This window comes from Bacillus sp. 2CMS4F (assembly GCF_023161785.1).
GTDB classification, from domain to species: domain Bacteria; phylum Bacillota; class Bacilli; order Bacillales; family Bacillaceae; genus Bacillus; species Bacillus halotolerans.
In genome coordinates this window covers 469,087-485,604 of record NZ_JALNTO010000002.1, presented here as the reverse complement: position 1 = coordinate 485,604, position 16,518 = coordinate 469,087, and the positions used below count along the sequence as shown (strand labels likewise).

Sequence of the window (16,518 nt, the reverse complement as noted above, 5' to 3'; positions counted from 1 at the left end):
ACACTCCTTATATTCACTTGCTATTAATTCTATACGTTTATATCAATTATGGTTAAAAAATGGTGAGCCAAATCAATAAACATTTGTCAGAGAAGAATTTAATTTAAAAGCGAAATAAAAAGCTCCATACTCAGGAAAAAGAACCTTTGGCGAAAAAAGAAAGAAGCAAACATATTTATGTGAATTTGTGGCATACATGATATACAAAAAGGTGCGCTCTAACTGAGTGCACCTTTTGTTTTTATGAATTGTATATTTCTCTGTTTAGATTCACAACATCCTTGTGTGAAAATTCAACATCCTTTTTCTCTGCAAATATTTCCATCACTTTGTCGCGTAGTAATGGTGCTTTTTCTTTATTCGCCTTTTTCAACGCTTTCGTGAGTTCATCTTTTGTTAGCTCTGTGCAGTAAGCAGGAGTTCCTGGCTGCTGTCTCCAAGAGTCACTTAAAGAACCACTGACTACTGCATCGAAGCCTAACTCGGACACTACGTCCATGACTGCTTGTTTTTGTGATGCGTCATCACCAGCAACTGCCATCGCGATTCGTTCACTAGAATCTGCGGATGTTCCTTCATTTTCTAAAGTATAGGCTAATAAGTTGTTGAACGCTTTAATGACAGGTCTGCCTAATTGATTTGAAACCCAAACACTTTCAACCATCCCGTTCTCGATTTCTTCAATTTTGTCGTCTCTAAAAGGATAATAATTTGAAGTATCTACAATGATTACTTTCTCTCCGACTTGATCGATCATGTTCCGAATGCTTGACATTGCTTTTGTAGGAAGAGATATTATAAGAACATCAATATTTTTAATTGCATCCTCTACGCGCACTGGTGTTCCAGCAAGCTCTTTTCCTTCTAAATATTCAATTCCCCTTGCATCTGCAATTTTGACATCATGCCCATTCTTAACTAATTTTTTAGAAATAATTGAGCCAATTGATCCTGCACCTATAATTCCGAATTTCACTATTTTCCCCTCCTAAAGGATTTGTACTGGACACATTCAGAAAGGAACCGATTACTTTAGTGTTTACTTAACGAATAATGTACTATAGCAGCAAAGGTATTTTAGACTTTTATTCTTTTTCTCCAAACTTTTTCCCGAACTCCTCCATTAAATCAATAATAGGAATCAACGCCTCCCCTTTTGATGTTAATGAATATTCAACTCGTGGAGGAACCTCAGGAAAAACCTCTCGCTTAATTAACCCATCTGTTTCTAGTTCTCTCAACTGTTTTGTTAGAGAACCTTGTGAAATGTCCCATAAAAAAGCTTTAATTTCGCTATAACGACGTTCTTTTGTTTTTAAAAACCAAAGGATTAAGTACTTCCAACGCCCAGAAAGTACGTTTTGCGTATAAGCAATACCATACATTTCTTTTTTTTCTGCTATGAATTCTCTTTCGAAACCATCTTTACAAATTCTTGACATCCTAACACCTCACTTATCTACCTATAAGTTCAAAAAAATGTACTACAGCAATTTAAATTGCCCTCTTCCAAAAGATAATTAATGATTTTATTCTAGTGGATGTAACAAAAATACTCAATACGACTTTATCATATCCAAATGAGTATTTATCAATCAATATTGGAGTAATACAAGAGTTGGGCATTTACTAATGCCTACAAAATCTTTTCATGAAGTTGTATGCTCTCGACAATCTGTGCGCCAAGGCTACTGTTAATAGTTTTGGGATGGGAGCGATTCAATTGAAAGGAGTGTAACAATATTTATTGATTTGATATAGATTGAGTAGGCTTCTTCTTCAATGTATAGTATTGAAACTCTAATGATGAAAATGGGATATGAAAAAGCCATAGTATTCTTTATATATTTCGGTAATATATTTAGCCTACTAAATAAAAAAAAGAAATTGAAAGGAGTTTTAAATAATGGCAAATAATCATCAGATAAAGTTATCCATCTTAGATTTCGTCCATATTTTTAAGGACAGTAAGCCTACTGAAAGTTTAATGAATTCAACAGAGATGATGCAGCTAGCCGATAAGTTAGGGTATACCCGATACTAGTTTACTGAGCACCACAACACCACTAGCCAAATCAGCACATCTCCTGATTTGTTAAGTATGCATGCAGCAGCACATACGAAAAATATCCGTGTAGGTTCTGGGGGAATAATGCTACCTAATCATAGTCCCTTTAAAGTCGTAGAAAACTTTACCCTACTTGAAGCTCTACATCCTGGACGGATAGATCTTGGATTAGGACGAGCGTCAGGAACCGACGGATGGACAGCATGGGCCTTACAACGTTCACGGGAAGCCCTTGCTGCCAATGATTTTCCAGAACAGTTAGATCACTTACTTTCATTTTTTTCGCGAAGCTTTCCAACGACTCATCCTTTTAGCAATATTAGACCTCCGGGTGATCCATCATTAGTACCGGTATATAGAAAGGAGAGGGAGATAAATGACAAATAAAAAACAGCTCAAAATTGGCGCTATTATTGATGGTGTTGGATGGAATTATATGGGCTGGCGCCATCCGGATATGCCTGCCAAGCTAGTGAAAATGTAGACTATTATGTACAAAAGGCCCAAAAAGCTGAAGAAGGTAAGTTTGATATGGTCTTTTTAGCAGATGTCAGCCATATTGGGCCTGGTATGATTCCACATTATTTGAGTATGTTTGAAGGAATAAGTATTTTGTCTGCGCTTAGCATGGCTACCAGTTATATTGGCCTTACCGCAACCATTGCGACCTCATATGCAGATCCATTTACTGTGGCTCGACAGATGGCTTCTCTTGATAAGATTAGTAACGGTCGGGCAGGCTTGAATGCCATTACTTCTAATCCAGGAGGGTTAGCGAATTATAGCCGAACACATCTTTCTAAATCAGACTTATATCCAATGCAAAAGGAATTTTTAGAGATTGTGGAAGGTCTTTGGGACTCATATGAGGATGACGCTTTTATTCGTGATAAAGAAAGTGGTATATTCTATGATCCTAAAAAAATGCACGCTATAAACTATAGAGGAAACTATTTTTCTGTGGATGGTCCATTAAATATTAGCCGTTCTAAACAAGGAAGACCTGTCATTTTTCAAGCTGGTACTTCATCAGAATTTATGAACATTGCATCGAAACATGCTGAAGGCGTATTGGTGAATGGCGACAATTTTGAATACGCTAAGAGCTTTAGCATGGAGCTCAAAAGAAGGGTAGCCCTAGAAGGTCGTTCACCAGATGATTTTTTAATTATGCCGATACAGCATCCTATTGTCGGCAGTACAGAAAGAGAAGCTGAAGAAAAATTTCAGGAGCTAGAAAGCTTAATGCCATATGGATACAAAATACCAAAACCGAAGTTTTTTGGTTCGGCCGAGAAGGTAGCTAATCAAATTCAACTTTGGTATGAGGAAGGTGCTATGGACTTGCTCCTACTAAGACAGGAGCATCCTTCTGGATTTGATAACTTTGTTGATTTAGTCGTCCCCATCTTACAAGAAAAGGGAATTTTTCGTAAGGAATATGAATCACACACTTTACGTGGTAATTTGGGTTTACCCTATCCAGAAAACAGTTATGAAAAATCAACCAAGAAATAATTAGAAATTTAGTATATACACGTTTGATTTGTTACTAAATACGAGAGACACATAAATCATCATAAGATATAAATGAAGAAAAATTATCGTTAATTAAAAGGAGATTATTTAATATGAAAAATCGCATTACAGAATTACTTGATATAGAGTATCCAATTATTTCAGCAGCAATGACATGGGTTACTTCTGCAGAATTTGTAGCTGCAGTTTCTAACGCAGGAGGAATGGGAGTATTGGGACCGAATGCTGGACAAACAGAAAAATCTTCAAGTCCAGAAGATACTGCTGAAAGACTTAGAAAAGAAATACAAAAAGTTAAACAACTGACTGATAAACCTTTTGCAGTTAATTATATATTTCCCATGGATGAAATCAAGGAAGATCCCTTTACTAATGCTATTTTTGACATCTTGGTAGAAGAAAAAGTGAGAAATGTGATTGCTATTGGTCAAAAGGTAATTCAAAAGGAAGTAAATAGACTAAAGGCACATAATATTAATATTATTTATAGAGATCTCAGCCCTACTGCACAAAAATTAGCAGAAGCTGAAAAATCAGGAGTGGATGCTCTTATTGCAACAGGTTATGAAGCTGGTGGCCATATGAGTGACTACAAAATTAGTACACTTTCAATCGTACCTCAAGTAACTTCTTTGGTAAAAATCCCTGTCATTGCAGCAGGTGGTATCATTGATGGAAAAGGAGCTCAGGCAGCTTTTGCGATGGGTGCAGAAGGTGTATATATGGGGACACGCTTTATAGCCACAAAAGAGAATCCAGCAAGTGAGGCTACAAAACAAGCAATACTAAAAGTGAAAAGTGAGCAATTTATTGAATTCAAATCCGGTGTCGGACATTTAAGAACAATTCCGACAGAAGCTGGAAAAAAAGCGTTCGAACTTATCAATCAAGGGAAACCAGAAGAAGCCTATAAATATTATGGAAATGGTTTCAAAATTGGTATGTTAGATGGGGACTTAGTTAACGGCACTATAAGCTTATCCGAAGCTGCAGGTGGAATAAAAGAAATTAAAACTTGCGCCGAAGTTATTAATGAAATAATGAGTACCCTTGAAAAATAATAGTTTAAGTCTCTTTTTTCTAAAAAGAACTTTAGTGGTGTAACGAAAAAAGCCCGATTTCTTTATTTTAATACAGAGGAATCGGGCTTTTTTTATTGGAGATTTCTCAATGTTATAAATCTGCATTTTTCTGACGCTCCCCCACATACTTCGTGTTTTTCGTTTATGTTATTTTCTTTTAAAATACCTTTACATAATTGATTTAGACCTTTTTCTTACTGTTAAGTACAAAAAAATGTACTACGGCAATTTCAATTGCCCTCTTCATAAATTAGAGTGATGATTTTATCATATTGAATACCAGTTACATTATTTTTTTACAAATAACTCTAATCCAACTTAATCAGTTTGAATCTAATATGTAAGAAAGGAAGAATGTCAATATGAATAATACAATTGAATTACTTTGTAATCATACTTCCATTCGGTCTTTTACAGATCAACCTCTCACAAAGGAGCAACGAGAAGCAATCTTTAAGGCAGCTAATCAAACTTCCTCTTTCAGTCTTCTCCAGGCTGTTTCTATCATTAGAATTACAGATCCAGATCTTCGAAAAAAGGTGATGGAGCTTTCTGCGAATCAGCCTTATATTGAAGAGGCAGCTGAGTTTTGGATTTTTTGTGCCGACTTTAACCGAAATCATCAAATTGCTCCCGATGTAGACCTTGAGTATATTGAATACCTTTTAATAGGTACATTTGATGCTGGGCTAATGGCTCAAAACGCTTTGACTGCAGCCGAATCAATGGGACTCGGTGGTGTATATATCGGTGGAATAAGACTTAATATTACAGAATTAACTGAGGTATTACATTTACCAAAGCATGTGATTCCTTTAGTTGGGTTATGCATAGGCCATCCTGCTGGAGAGAAACCCGGACTAAAACCTCGTTTGCCTCAATCAATGGTCATATTTGATAATCAGTACAAGCCACTAGACGAAGAAACTTTAGCAACCTATGATCAACAGATGCGTGAGTATTACCAGAATCGTCCTGTTAAAGCGCCTTTCACAGTGAAAAAAGTAAAGGGATGGAAAGATCATATTGAGGATCATCTTGAAAGAAGCAAACTCCCCTTCATGCTTGAGTATTTAAATAAACAGGGATTTGCTAAAAAATAAATTTTTCCCAAAAGGAAATTTCGGTATTCCATCCAAATAAAAGAGGAAGAGGTTTGACACTCTTCCTCTTTATGCACCAACTCGATCTGCGGCAATTTTGAAACCACCATTTGAAGTGCTGTCTTCATCTACGAAGTGAGTTTTTTAATGAGCTATCCCCAAAACCTTAATTCCCTCTTGAGAGATTTTCCATGAGAACTAAAAAGTTATTGCAGTCTCACCGAAAATTTAAATTGCGGTGCCCTATTGCCTTTTTCTCTCCCCAAAAATAAGGTTATTTCTCAAGGATTTAAAAGTGGTACAACCTTTATTCTTTTGACTCATTTGCTGTCAAAGTTGAAGCAATCCAAAACATAAATAAAAAACCCTCAATTAAGAGGGTTTAATCAGTTTTCATGTTTGATTGCGGTCAGAAAGTTGGTGATATGCTTCACTTTTCTCTACAGTAAAAGTAGTAACTAAACCTAAACCTAAACCTAAAGTAACTGCACTAAGCATAATGATTACGCCTTTTTTAAAATTCATACAGGCATTCTCCCCTCTGAATTTGTTTTTGCGTTTCAAGCATTTTTTGATGATAAACATATGATGTTTCAAATTCCTTTGATTTTGCAAAAACTTCAGCCGTATCAATTGCGATATCTTCCACATACGCATAATTCTTATTTCTTTCTAAGTAATCAATCGTTTTTTTGATTCCCGCTTGATCTACTGCATTAATATAAAGTGCTTCCAAGTACTTTTGCAGGGACACAAAAAGTTTATCACCTTGGGATATCGCAGCGGATAAACCCTTTTTACTCATTTTTATTGCTTCACTTGTTTTCCCCTGCTTAAAAAGAAATTTAGCGTATGTAAACAGGGAATGTGGTAAATTGCTCAACTTAGCACTTTCTGATACCTTAGCAGCCTCATTTAAGAAATGATCTGCTTTATCATTTATTCCTAAATCTGCGTAATTCTTTCCGAGATTGTAGTAAGCCGAGCTAAGTAGCCTTTCATTGCGATCTAATTGTTTGGACAACTCTAAGGCTTTTTCAAGGTGCGGCAAGCTTTTCTCGAAATGTTTAAAATCAACGTAATTTCCAGATATCACGAAATGACATTGTATTTTTCGTACTTTATAAAGTTCATATTGATTATAAATGTCCATCGCCTGTTTAACATGGTGCATCGAGATATGATTTTGCTTCATAATATAGTAAGCTTCAGCCAACTTAAAATGAAATTCCGCCTTCTCAATATCATCATTAACATGAGTAAGGTGTTTTTCTGCTTCTCGATAAAAACCAATTGCTTTGACATATTCCCTCTTATCAAACTCATACATTCCACGAAAAAACAGAGAATAGTAAGACAACAGACCAGTTATCCCCTTATTGGATGCTTCTATTTTTTCAAGTAACTCATCAATCGTTGGTCTTATGCGTGTGGTTACGGGTTCCAAATAATCTAACATAAGCTGATGACGGAATTTCATTAAAGAGAAGTAAATGAGTAAATACTCATCTTCCTCCATCTGATTGATCTCTTGTTCCACCTCTGCTTTTAAAATCTCTGCATCCGGGACACTAAATTGACGTATCATTTTATACCATTCATTGATCTTTACGCCAACTTCTGACGATGATAAGACCGGATTCACAGGACCCCTCCTTTATATGTGTTTTTATGTAATATTCTAACATTTCCAAAAAGTGTTTGGACCGCAAAAAAACCGCAAACTTTTTATTCGGTTCGTTCATAATAAAAAAGCAGGCATTATGCCTACTTTTTTGAAAGGACTCTATCAATTAAAAACATAAATAAACTGAATAACAAGGACATAACTAACATGTCGAGTATAGTAATCCCCGAATCTCTTTTTATTCCAAAAAACAAAATAGCTTGTAAAATTAAAGAGACCAGGAAAAACAATATGTACTTCATACTATTCATGTTAGAACATCTCCTTTACCTTTTTAATCACGATATAATGAATTCTACTTCTAAGATAAATCAAAGGCCAAAAAATTATCACTTATATCTTGTTCAGCTTGTTCCTCTAACCAATTTAGGTGCACCGGACTTGTTTTACCAGGTTGTTTCTATATGACTATCAATTTTTCGCTTTTCCGTTCTTTATAACGGTAAAGAAGGTTATTCAAGTACTTTTATAAAATTGGCTATTCACGCATTTTATCTGTTGCACCTTACTATTCACAAACATTTGCAGAGTAGTATCTGAAACTTGATACCGCAATAAACAATATTACAAGTTGTATAATTAACATAGCAATTACCATCGGCGGGTAAGAAAAACAGCCATACTTATACAGTGTTGCTATCACTGTAAACAAAACGGCTAAAAAATGACTTACGAAAACAGTACCCAAGGCATGAATTGTTGATAGCAGGTACCTATACCTTTCAACGATATAGTTTCTTTTATCTTCTACTTTAATCTTTAATAAATTTTCATGCCATAAAACCTCAAAATAAAAATAATCGTTCTTATTGTTATCTCTCCAATTGTCAGGTTTGGGAAAATTCTCAACCTGCTTAATTGCATTATCAAAAATCTGATTTTTATTAAATATCCAATTCGCTACAAAGTATAAATGATGAATTATATAACCCACTACCACGCCAAATATACTCAGAGAAATGAAAACCCCTATTAATTTTCCAAGCTCAGAAAACTTTAAATGAGCTGATATATAGTCAGCTTCAGTAAGTACAAAATAGGCTCCTATCCAGAAAATTAACATCCATCCTGGTATGCCCCACCTTATTAAATACTTTGTTTCAAAACTCATATAATCTCCTCCCACCTTATTATCGGTGAAAGAAAAGGACAAAGGAATAATTTGCAGAATTTGTCGAAATTTTTGCTACGAATCTTAATTTACGTGATCACAGAACTGCTTTCTCTTTTGAACATTTTGTTCATAGTTTTATTAGTGATAAAAAGCGACCCCTACATTTGGGTCGCTCTTCTCGTTTTATTACCTATTACCATAAGACATACGGAATACAAAATGGCGTGCCATTATCATGCCATAATTGCGCATAATTATTTTAATTAGAGAGTTTTATAAAATCGTTTATTAATTGATCAGTTGTTAATATTGTGGCAAACTCATCGTGCAATGTAGCTATAGATACATTATGAATAGTATTCGCATCATAATATGTACCATTTTGGTCTTTAATACCGAAGGCTGCTGTTGCATCTGAAATTAGGTATGTATCAAATCCTAAATTGCCACTCATCCTTGTGGTTGTTGATACACAATGAGGCGTAGTTAAACCAGTTATTACTACAGTTGTTATTTCATTTAATTTTAAGAACTCTTCTAAATTAGTACCAATAAAGCTACTATTTACTTTCTTGGTTATTATTACTTCTTCATCCATAGGTTTAACTATTTCCTTTATAGCAAACCCTTCATTCTTTGGATGAAATAAAGAATGAGGTTTATCAGAAGTGTGTTGTATGTATATTACTGTCCATCCTTTTTCTCTCCACAATTTTAGTATTTCACTAATGTTTTCTTCCGCCTTTAAGTTATTTCGTTCACCCCATTTTTTATCATCGAAGGCTTTTTGTACATCCACAATTATTAAAGCTTTTTTCTTTTCTTCCATAAGTTAACCTCCTAAGGAATCACTTATTTTTATTACTACATTTTAAATACAAATTTTACTTTTGTACAATGGCTTAACGATGAATTCCAAATAAGCGCCTCCCTAAAACATTTGAATATATTTTCTACAGCGAATAATAAAAGCACTCTAATAAGGAGTGCTGAAATTAAAGACTATTGATTTAGAAGCCATTTGATACGCTCAACTGAAAATATATAGTGGAGTATTATAAGACATAAAAAGATGATACTAACAGTTTTTAAATTACTAAAATAAAGCGCTGCAACAGCCATTATAAAGATCATAAATTCAATAACTAATCTTGTTACCCCGTTTACAGCAATTACAGTTTGTCCATTTCGACTAGGATCATTAGACACTGCAAACACTGACCAGATAATCATAACTACAATCAGTAAAACCAAAGTTACAACATACTTAAGATAACCATTAAAGTTAAAATGGGTCCATGCAAACACACCTATGGAGATTAGTGCAACGATTTCAAGAGCGAATCTTAAAAGTAAGTTAGTTTGATTCAAATTATACAGCTCCTACTCCTTTACAACGCTAAACCGGCTCAAGAATTAAGAGTATTAATCATAGTCAAAATAGCAGAACCAACACTATAAAGTGATTTAATAGTATCAGTATCTCCTTTGAATTTACTTATCTTATCCATGATCTTTCTATATTTGCTTACAGCTTCTTCCTGATTGGCACTTTTCAATACCTCTAACATTTCTACAATTAGAGTGAAAATTTCATCTTGTTTCTCATTGCTAGTTCTCATAAGCAACGATATTTCATGCAGTATAGCTGTATTCCTTTCGATACCAGATAGTAGTTGAAGAGTTTGTTCACGGTACTCTTTCTCATCTTTCTCTCTTTGTTTAATGGCTTGCTCTTTTTGTTGCCGCTCTGAAGCTATCTGCTCATTAATTTTCTTAATATGACTCAAGTCAGGTGGAGGATAATTCAATTTAGGTAATTCTAAATTGATCTTAGGTATCTTTAAGTCTCCTACCAAGTTTTTGCTCCATCCATTTTCATTTCCCATTTAATCACCTCTTTTTAATTATCGGTTAAAGCAAGTAACTAAGGAACTATTTGCAAAATTTGTCGAACGATTAAACATAAAAAAGACACCTAATAAGGTGCCCCATGAAAAAATTATTGATTTATACTATCTCCAATCATACTTTCCAATTCTTTTTCAATCTCTTCTTGAGTCATGTCTTCAACTGGTTTATATTCTCCGTTGGCATTATAATCAGCTGGGTTATCAGAAACCCCATTCTCTGGTACATACTCTCCATCATCATTGTAATCATTTGGATTTGAAGAAGGTGTTTTTGGATCACTCTCTAATTCTTCTTCAGTATAAATTGAGCTATCAGATTCACCACTATCTGTATCTAATTCATCAGATGTATCGTCCGTTAAATCATCTGTTGATGAATCGACAGAGTTTACCGATGTATCGTCAGTCGGATCTTCTGAAGAACATGCACCAATTACCGCCACAATGCCAACTAATATAAATAACAAACAAATCTTTTTCATTTGTCTCCTCCCCCACCTTTATTATCGGTGAACAAAGAGAACAAAGGGACACTTTGCAGAATTTGTCGAATGATTTATTATCCTTTTACTATATGGTTTAGGTGGCACAATAATAATTCAGCCGCGCCGACCTGCCTCCAATTTTAAACCACAGATTTTTTCAGATTCAACAAACGCTCAAAGTGGCAATCTTGGTATAATTGGCTGATCAATTCGTCTTTCATTTTGCGTACAGTTTCCCTTGAAATGCCAAGGTGAAGACCTATTGCGCGGTAGCTCATACCCTCCATCATGCAATCATAAATGACTTTATGTTGCTCTCCTTTGATCTTTTCTGCCCCCAACTCAACTGCATATACTCGTTTCTTATAGTACTTAAGACGTTTGAAAAGACATTCCTCTCGCATATCCATTTGCCTCAATTCAGCCTGACTCTTCCCAGGACTCCCTTTTGGCATAGCAGCTTCTAATCCATATTGAGCAACACCCCAATTTTTCATTGGAATTACCGAACCATAGAGTACCTTCTGCAAACGATGAACCTCTTTCACCATCCAGTGATAGCTATTGATTAGATTTTCAATTTCTTTTCGATTGATGAAACGTCCTCCTTTTTAAACAAATAAAACGGACACCAAACCAACAGCGTAAATAATACTGTAAGTTCAGTGTCCGCAGGCTTTCCTTCTTGGACAATATTACCTCTCAGCGCTCATGCTGTGCCCTCATTTCGCGGTGCAGGCATTCGGGTGGATTCTATATTTAAACTAAGTTCACAAAATATTAACAAAAAATACCTTGGCTATTTTTGTATCTTGTGTAATAATACACTTGTATTAAAAAACAAAGGGAGTGTTTAAAATGAAATTGAAAAAAGTTTTAACTGGTACTGCTTTGTCACTTGCTTTGCTTGTTTCTGCTGCTCCTGCCTTTGCCGCAAGCCCTACCGATACTCATTCTGAAGAAAGTCAAACAAAGGAAGTATCTGCATTAGGTACCCTAGTTGTTCGTGGACTTCCTTCTGATCCAGACCCAGGACAAACAATCACTATCAACGGAACAACATATTATTTAGACAGTGTTACTTTTTATCCTGATGGATCTTATATCGCCTACTATTCAAGTTAACTATGAGGAGGTTTATAGCCTCCTTTTTCTTATAGTTCAACTACCTGTTTGATAGTCATTAACTTGACGACCATTTGAAGTTTAACTTGTAATGGCATCCACCATAAAACTTCTTTTCAAGTGCTTACCTGACTTTGTAACCTATCTCATGATCAACCCGCGCAAAGCTCCCCTTTACAGTTTGAATAACAGTCTTGCCGTGCTCCGGAGCATCTAAGACATGTGCAGTTCCCTGATTCCCATCTAAAACAATGATCTGAACTTTTCCTGGGTCAATTTTCTGCTGAATAGTGACCCATGATCGATATCGTTTCTTCTGGCAGGAACTTAGAAAAGAATCCATGCGTCACAGCGTTTTGATTTCTAAGTGGAGCGGCACCACCTTTATTTCCTAGCGCATTTTTATGTGCACTTCCTCCCTTGTTTCCTTTTGCATTTTTGTTCCCTTTAGGTGCGCCTCAGCGCAAAAGAGCGCTCCCTTTCATTTTTTGTTCCCCTTTATCGTTTGCTTTCCATTTACGGATAGTGCTGCTTGTTACGTTTAATGCCTCGGCAATGTCTTTTAACTTCTTGCTCCCACCGCTCTCTTCCCACAAACGAAAAGTCTTGTCTCTGCGTGGATCTCGTGGTCTTGACATTACATCTCACCCACCTCCGGACCTCATGTTTGAGTTTGTGTTTGTTTTAATAACTTTTGCTGATGTGTCCGCTATTGCACCTTTAGACCAAAATATTCATTTCTTCTTTTTTAGACTTAAATCTATGTCGAAAATTATTGTTTGTCATACCTTATACTATCTCCCCTAAAGGAGGTGGACATATGGGATTCTTCGGTGGATACTCTAACGAAAATACTGGGTACTCAAATGGATATGGTAGCTCCTTCACTTTGATCGTGGTGCTATTCATTTTGTTAATCATTGTTGGTGCTGCATTCCTTTTTTAGTCTTGAGATATTTCTAATCTACTAAAGGAGGTAACTATATGGGAAACTCAAATGGTTATGGTAGCACCTTCGCATTAATCGTAGTGCTATTCATTCTATTAATCATTGTTGGTGCTGCATTCCTTTATTAGTCTTGAGCCACTTCAATCCAAAGCGGCCTTTTTGAATTCACCTCCCTGTACGAAGACGCCATAAGAAGTTTTTATGGCGTTTTGCTATGTTATTAACTTTATCAACGCTGACAAAGTTAATAAATCAGCGTTAAAAATAAAAAGAGAGGACCATTCTAAATCCTCTCTTTCTCTTTCTCTTCCCAGGACTTCCTTTTGGCATAGCTGCTTCTAATCCATATTGTGCAACACCCCAATTTTTCATTGAAATAGTTGAACCATAAAGCACTTTTTGCAACCGATAAACCTCTTTCACCATCCAGTGATAGTTATTGACTAGATTTTCAATGTCTTTTCGATTCATGAGTAGTCCTCCTTTTATAAACAATTAAAAAACGGACACCAAACAAACAGCGTAAATGCTGTAAGTTCAGTATCCGCAGGTTTTCTGTCTTGCGACTTAATTAGACTAAAAAATTATTTTAAAATTCATTTCAACTAGCATCCCTATCGAAGTAATTCGACCCGCATATCATGTACTATCTCTTTTTAAGGGAGGTGGACATATGGGATACTCATATGGTTATGGTAACTCCTTTGCATTAATCGTGGTGCTATTCATCTTATTAATCATTGTGGGAGCAGCTTTCTTCGGAGGCTATCCAGAAGGCGTTCCTATTTAATTGATATGTAGGAGTACCTCCATGTTCTGTTTGACGCCATAAGAAACCTTTATGGCGTTTCCGTTTATTTTTTAGACAAAAAATTCATTTTTTCTTATTTAGACGTAAATCTATGTCGAAAACTATCGTTTAGCATATCTTATACTATCCTCACTAAAGGAGGTGGCCATATGTCTAATGGTTACGGTAGTTCCTTCGCGTTAATTGTGGTGCTATTCATCTTGTTAATCATTGTCGGAGCAGCTTTCTTTAGATTTTAAGTTAACTCTAGACTAGCTCCTCCGAAGCAGCACCTCCCTGTTCGGCTAACGCCATAAGAAATCTTTATGGCGTTTTGTTATGTGATTAACTCACCATATGCTGACAAAGTTTCTGAACCAAGGAAATATAAAATACCAATCTTCATCTTTCTGAAGCTCTATGAGTTTTTTTAAAATAGTCAACAGTTTTAGCTTAATATAATTTATTGATTTAGAAGCCATTTTATACGCCCAGCTGAAGTTATATAGTGTAGCAATATAAGACAAAAAAAGATGATACAAACTGTTTTTAAATTACTAAAATAAAGCGCTGCAACAGCCATTGCAAAGATCAATAATTCAATAAATAATCTTATAACCCCGTTCACGGCTACTACAGTTTGACCGCTTCGGCTAGGATCATTGGGCACTGCAAACACGGACCAGATAATCATAACTGCAATTGGTAAAACTAAAGTTAAAACATATTTTAAAAAACCATTAAAGTGAGTCCAAGCAAACACACCTATGAAAATCAATGCCGCAACTTCAAGTGAAAATCTTAGAAGTAAATTCATTTGACTCAGTTTTTTCAACTCCTCTTTATTAAAAAGCCCCCGCAGGAGATGCTCTTTCTCCACTTTATTTCAGCATATAAAAACTTTTCTGTTCTTCTCCTTTTGATTCTCTTTGAGTTTTTGGAGAGATCATCTCCACTTTTGAAGATATGATACCGACTACTGCTGTTACTAATGCTCCGATTAATGCAACAATTATAAGTATAGTGACATATGACAACTTATCTCCTCCTATCCAGATAATTATCCAAATAATCAGGAAGTTGTCTACAATTCGCAAAATTTGTCGAACGAAATTGTTGAACAATACCATATTTTGTTATGAAAATGAATTCAGCATATTCCGTTTACATCACCGAATTTCTAATAATGCCTCCCAGCTGAGTTGGAGTCAGATGATTAAAATGTGCTCCGAAAACTTGAAAAAGTGTTCAAGTATGAAGCAAAAAAAGGACTGAACGATCCTGAAACGTTCCTTGCAGCAATAGACGGAGAAATTACTGATGAGATCTTACAGGCTGGCTTTGGAAATTATAACGGAGCAATTAAAAGAAAGACGGAAATCAGATAAATAAACGCAGTCTAGTTTATTATTATTTATTTCTGTTTATTTAATTCTGTTTACTAATAAGATTTAGATTCTCATTTATAAAGTGATTTTAGAACCACTTAGAAACCCTTACAGGACATAGGTTTTTGTTGTTTTTCTCATTTTATTTTCATGTAGGTCTCTTTTACATTATCATATATAAAAATGAAGATTACATAAGGAGCGTTTATTGTGAAGAGAACCATTGAGTTTGTTTTAAGTTTAATAGGGAGCATATTGGGCGTTGTAGCATCTATTCTAGCTTTAGGTATCGCCTACTTAGATTTATTTTTTCATTTGATCAGATATTTTGATATGACAAGTGACCTCCTTGTTGGGGCATGGATATCTTTGGTCTTTTCATGCATTGGGTTTACCGCTTCAATTGTTATCTTATTCAAACCAAAGTTGAGCAGTGTTTTACTTTTTATTTCAGGGATTGGAGGACTTATATGTATTGATTGGTTTTACTTAATACCAGCTATACTTATGATCATCCCTGGAATCATGGTATTTGTAAGGAAAGAAAAAACTGCTCCTAAAGCAATTTAGAGCAGAGTATAATTCAACTGAACCGCAACTGGCGGTTCTTTTAGTGTAAAGTCATATTTTAGATAAACTAATTGTTATTATTGGACAGTACCATAATCAAAATCAATATCTATCTTGTCTAAATCCCCCTTAAAATTTTTAGCATAAGTCATTGTTAAATGTACGCTTTTATCTATCCACCAAGTTCCATCATCAGTATTCGTATCCCAAGTAACATCTATATCTCTGCTCAAATTCTCAAAAAACACCAAATTCCCAATAGCTACTGTTTTCCCGTTAATCTTGTAATATATTAAAACAATTTTCTTATCGAATATACCTGTCCCGTGCTTTACGATTGTTAAACTATAAGGCTTATTAGGACATTGCTCTTCAAGTATAATTTCAGGATTTAAAAATAAAACATAACAGATGAAGAAAATTGGAACAATCATTAACCTTTTTAATAATTTTTTATTGATATTAAACCGTTTAACAACCCATTTCATTTGGGATACACCCCCATCTTTGAACGTACAGCTCAGGCATAGGCTTAAAAAAATAAAGCGTTTCATTCGTATTATAAGGCAGGGAGATGGTAAAACGGAAGAAATGTAAAGAGGGAAAAAAACTGCTGACGAGGAGTCAGCAGCTACACATGCATCTATCTGTATAAGTCCTTATCAATAATAATGTATTCAATATCAAGTTCGTTATTTCCAATTG

General features: G+C 35.1%; 22 protein-coding genes and 5 pseudogenes. 11 read left to right on the top strand and 16 right to left on the bottom strand.

What is annotated here, in order from left to right:
* Positions 1-241: 241 nt before the first annotated feature.
* Entirely contained in the window at positions 242-976 is a 735-nt protein-coding gene (locus MTN95_RS05925) for an NADPH-dependent F420 reductase (protein ID WP_105990338.1), read from the bottom strand.
* A 109-nt stretch (positions 977-1,085) separates the two neighbouring features.
* Positions 1,086-1,442 (bottom strand): winged helix-turn-helix transcriptional regulator, encoded by a 357-nt coding sequence (locus tag MTN95_RS05920; protein ID WP_282459427.1) that lies wholly within the window; start codon positions 1,440-1,442, stop codon positions 1,086-1,088.
* A gap of 617 nt (positions 1,443-2,059) precedes the next feature.
* Between MTN95_RS05920 and MTN95_RS05915 the strand changes: the two are divergent.
* The 4 genes and pseudogenes from MTN95_RS05915 to nfsA form a co-directional block, all read left to right on the top strand.
* Positions 2,060-2,455, top strand: a pseudogene (locus tag MTN95_RS05915) (LLM class flavin-dependent oxidoreductase); the annotation flags it as partial.
* Positions 2,445-3,586: pseudogene (locus MTN95_RS05910) on the top strand (NtaA/DmoA family FMN-dependent monooxygenase). The pseudogenes MTN95_RS05915 and MTN95_RS05910, both read left to right, overlap by 11 nt.
* 113 nt (positions 3,587-3,699) lie before the next feature.
* Positions 3,700-4,668 carry an NAD(P)H-dependent flavin oxidoreductase gene (locus MTN95_RS05905; protein ID WP_105953557.1) on the top strand — a complete coding sequence of 323 codons (969 nt, stop codon included), beginning with the start codon at positions 3,700-3,702 and terminating at the stop codon, positions 4,666-4,668.
* Between the two features lie 383 nt (positions 4,669-5,051).
* A complete protein-coding gene (gene nfsA / locus MTN95_RS05900; RefSeq protein ID WP_105953556.1) occupies positions 5,052-5,792 on the top strand; it encodes an oxygen-insensitive NADPH nitroreductase in 741 nt (246 codons plus the stop codon).
* 393 nt (positions 5,793-6,185) lie between these two features.
* On the opposite strand, the gene MTN95_RS21520 is transcribed toward nfsA, so the two are convergent.
* The 8 genes from MTN95_RS21520 to MTN95_RS05865 form a co-directional block, all read right to left on the bottom strand.
* Positions 6,186-6,317 carry a hypothetical protein gene (locus MTN95_RS21520; RefSeq protein ID WP_282459426.1) on the bottom strand — a complete coding sequence of 44 codons (132 nt, stop codon included), beginning with the start codon at positions 6,315-6,317 and terminating at the stop codon, positions 6,186-6,188.
* Positions 6,307-7,437 carry a response regulator aspartate phosphatase gene (locus tag MTN95_RS05895; RefSeq protein ID WP_105953555.1) on the bottom strand — a complete coding sequence of 377 codons (1,131 nt, stop codon included), beginning with the start codon at positions 7,435-7,437 and terminating at the stop codon, positions 6,307-6,309. Before MTN95_RS05895 ends, MTN95_RS21520 begins: the two co-directional genes overlap by 11 nt.
* A 550-nt stretch (positions 7,438-7,987) precedes the next feature.
* Positions 7,988-8,590, bottom strand: coding sequence for a BA5345 family protein (locus MTN95_RS05890; protein WP_248337328.1), 603 nt, complete (start codon positions 8,588-8,590; stop codon positions 7,988-7,990).
* Positions 8,591-8,852: 262 nt separating this feature from the next.
* Positions 8,853-9,422 (bottom strand): cysteine hydrolase family protein, encoded by a 570-nt coding sequence (locus tag MTN95_RS05885; RefSeq protein WP_024122221.1) that lies wholly within the window; start codon positions 9,420-9,422, stop codon positions 8,853-8,855.
* 173 nt (positions 9,423-9,595) lie between these two features.
* Positions 9,596-9,973: a YrdB family protein gene (locus MTN95_RS05880; RefSeq protein ID WP_105953554.1), complete on the bottom strand. Its 378-nt coding sequence runs from the start codon at positions 9,971-9,973 to the stop codon at positions 9,596-9,598.
* Between the two features lie 29 nt (positions 9,974-10,002).
* Positions 10,003-10,482 carry a hypothetical protein gene (locus tag MTN95_RS05875; protein WP_024122223.1) on the bottom strand — a complete coding sequence of 160 codons (480 nt, stop codon included), beginning with the start codon at positions 10,480-10,482 and terminating at the stop codon, positions 10,003-10,005.
* A 113-nt stretch (positions 10,483-10,595) separates the two neighbouring features.
* Positions 10,596-10,988, bottom strand: coding sequence for a hypothetical protein (locus MTN95_RS05870; RefSeq protein ID WP_105953552.1), 393 nt, complete (start codon positions 10,986-10,988; stop codon positions 10,596-10,598).
* A 143-nt stretch (positions 10,989-11,131) separates the two neighbouring features.
* Complete coding sequence (locus MTN95_RS05865; RefSeq protein WP_105953551.1) at positions 11,132-11,587, bottom strand: sigma factor-like helix-turn-helix DNA-binding protein; 456 nt, start codon at positions 11,585-11,587, stop codon at positions 11,132-11,134.
* A gap of 262 nt (positions 11,588-11,849) precedes the next feature.
* Here MTN95_RS05865 and MTN95_RS05860 point away from each other — a divergent pair, with 262 nt between their 5' ends.
* A complete protein-coding gene (locus MTN95_RS05860) occupies positions 11,850-12,116 on the top strand; it encodes a transcriptional regulator (protein ID WP_105953550.1) in 267 nt (88 codons plus the stop codon).
* Positions 12,117-12,240: 124 nt separating this feature from the next.
* Here the strand turns inward: MTN95_RS05860 and MTN95_RS05855 are convergent, their stop codons facing one another.
* Both MTN95_RS05855 and terS read right to left on the bottom strand, forming a co-directional pair.
* Positions 12,241-12,459 (bottom strand): XtrA/YqaO family protein, encoded by a 219-nt coding sequence (locus MTN95_RS05855; protein WP_248337326.1) that lies wholly within the window; start codon positions 12,457-12,459, stop codon positions 12,241-12,243.
* Positions 12,413-12,754, bottom strand: a pseudogene (gene terS / locus MTN95_RS05850) (phage terminase small subunit); the annotation flags it as partial. The gene MTN95_RS05855 and the pseudogene terS, both read right to left, overlap by 47 nt.
* Before the next feature lie 182 nt (positions 12,755-12,936).
* On the opposite strand from terS, the gene MTN95_RS05845 reads away from it, so the two are divergent.
* Positions 12,937-13,062, top strand: a complete 126-nt coding sequence (locus MTN95_RS05845) for a YjcZ family sporulation protein (RefSeq protein WP_105953548.1) — start codon at positions 12,937-12,939, stop codon at positions 13,060-13,062.
* 38 nt (positions 13,063-13,100) lie between these two features.
* Positions 13,101-13,193 (top strand): YjcZ family sporulation protein, encoded by a 93-nt coding sequence (locus MTN95_RS05840; RefSeq protein ID WP_021480116.1) that lies wholly within the window; start codon positions 13,101-13,103, stop codon positions 13,191-13,193.
* 178 nt (positions 13,194-13,371) lie between these two features.
* Here the strand turns inward: MTN95_RS05840 and MTN95_RS05835 are convergent.
* A pseudogene (locus MTN95_RS05835) lies at positions 13,372-13,536 on the bottom strand (sigma-70 family RNA polymerase sigma factor); the annotation flags it as partial.
* Positions 13,537-13,738: 202 nt separating this feature from the next.
* Between MTN95_RS05835 and MTN95_RS05830 the strand changes: the two are divergent.
* Both MTN95_RS05830 and MTN95_RS05825 read left to right on the top strand, forming a co-directional pair.
* Complete coding sequence (locus tag MTN95_RS05830) at positions 13,739-13,855, top strand: YjcZ family sporulation protein (protein ID WP_082687868.1); 117 nt, start codon at positions 13,739-13,741, stop codon at positions 13,853-13,855.
* Between the two features lie 170 nt (positions 13,856-14,025).
* Complete coding sequence (locus MTN95_RS05825) at positions 14,026-14,115, top strand: YjcZ family sporulation protein (RefSeq protein WP_105953546.1); 90 nt, start codon at positions 14,026-14,028, stop codon at positions 14,113-14,115.
* Between the two features lie 203 nt (positions 14,116-14,318).
* Here MTN95_RS05825 and MTN95_RS05820 read toward each other — a convergent pair whose 3' ends face one another.
* Both MTN95_RS05820 and MTN95_RS05815 read right to left on the bottom strand, forming a co-directional pair.
* Complete coding sequence (locus MTN95_RS05820) at positions 14,319-14,690, bottom strand: YrdB family protein (protein WP_227598116.1); 372 nt, start codon at positions 14,688-14,690, stop codon at positions 14,319-14,321.
* A gap of 46 nt (positions 14,691-14,736) precedes the next feature.
* On the bottom strand, positions 14,737-14,892 hold the full coding sequence (locus MTN95_RS05815) for a hypothetical protein (RefSeq protein ID WP_180950485.1): 156 nt from the start codon (positions 14,890-14,892) through the stop codon (positions 14,737-14,739).
* Positions 14,893-15,093: 201 nt separating this feature from the next.
* Here MTN95_RS05815 and MTN95_RS05810 point away from each other — a divergent pair.
* Positions 15,094-15,247: pseudogene (locus tag MTN95_RS05810) on the top strand (transcriptional regulator); the annotation flags it as partial.
* 206 nt (positions 15,248-15,453) lie between these two features.
* Positions 15,454-15,813: a hypothetical protein gene (locus tag MTN95_RS05805; RefSeq protein ID WP_227597844.1), complete on the top strand. Its 360-nt coding sequence runs from the start codon at positions 15,454-15,456 to the stop codon at positions 15,811-15,813.
* 77 nt (positions 15,814-15,890) lie between these two features.
* Here MTN95_RS05805 and MTN95_RS05800 read toward each other — a convergent pair whose 3' ends face one another.
* The gene (locus MTN95_RS05800; protein ID WP_248337323.1) at positions 15,891-16,301 is read right to left on the bottom strand and encodes a hypothetical protein; all 411 of its coding nucleotides are present in this window, start codon (positions 16,299-16,301) and stop codon (positions 15,891-15,893) included.
* Positions 16,302-16,518: the final 217 nt, after the last annotated feature.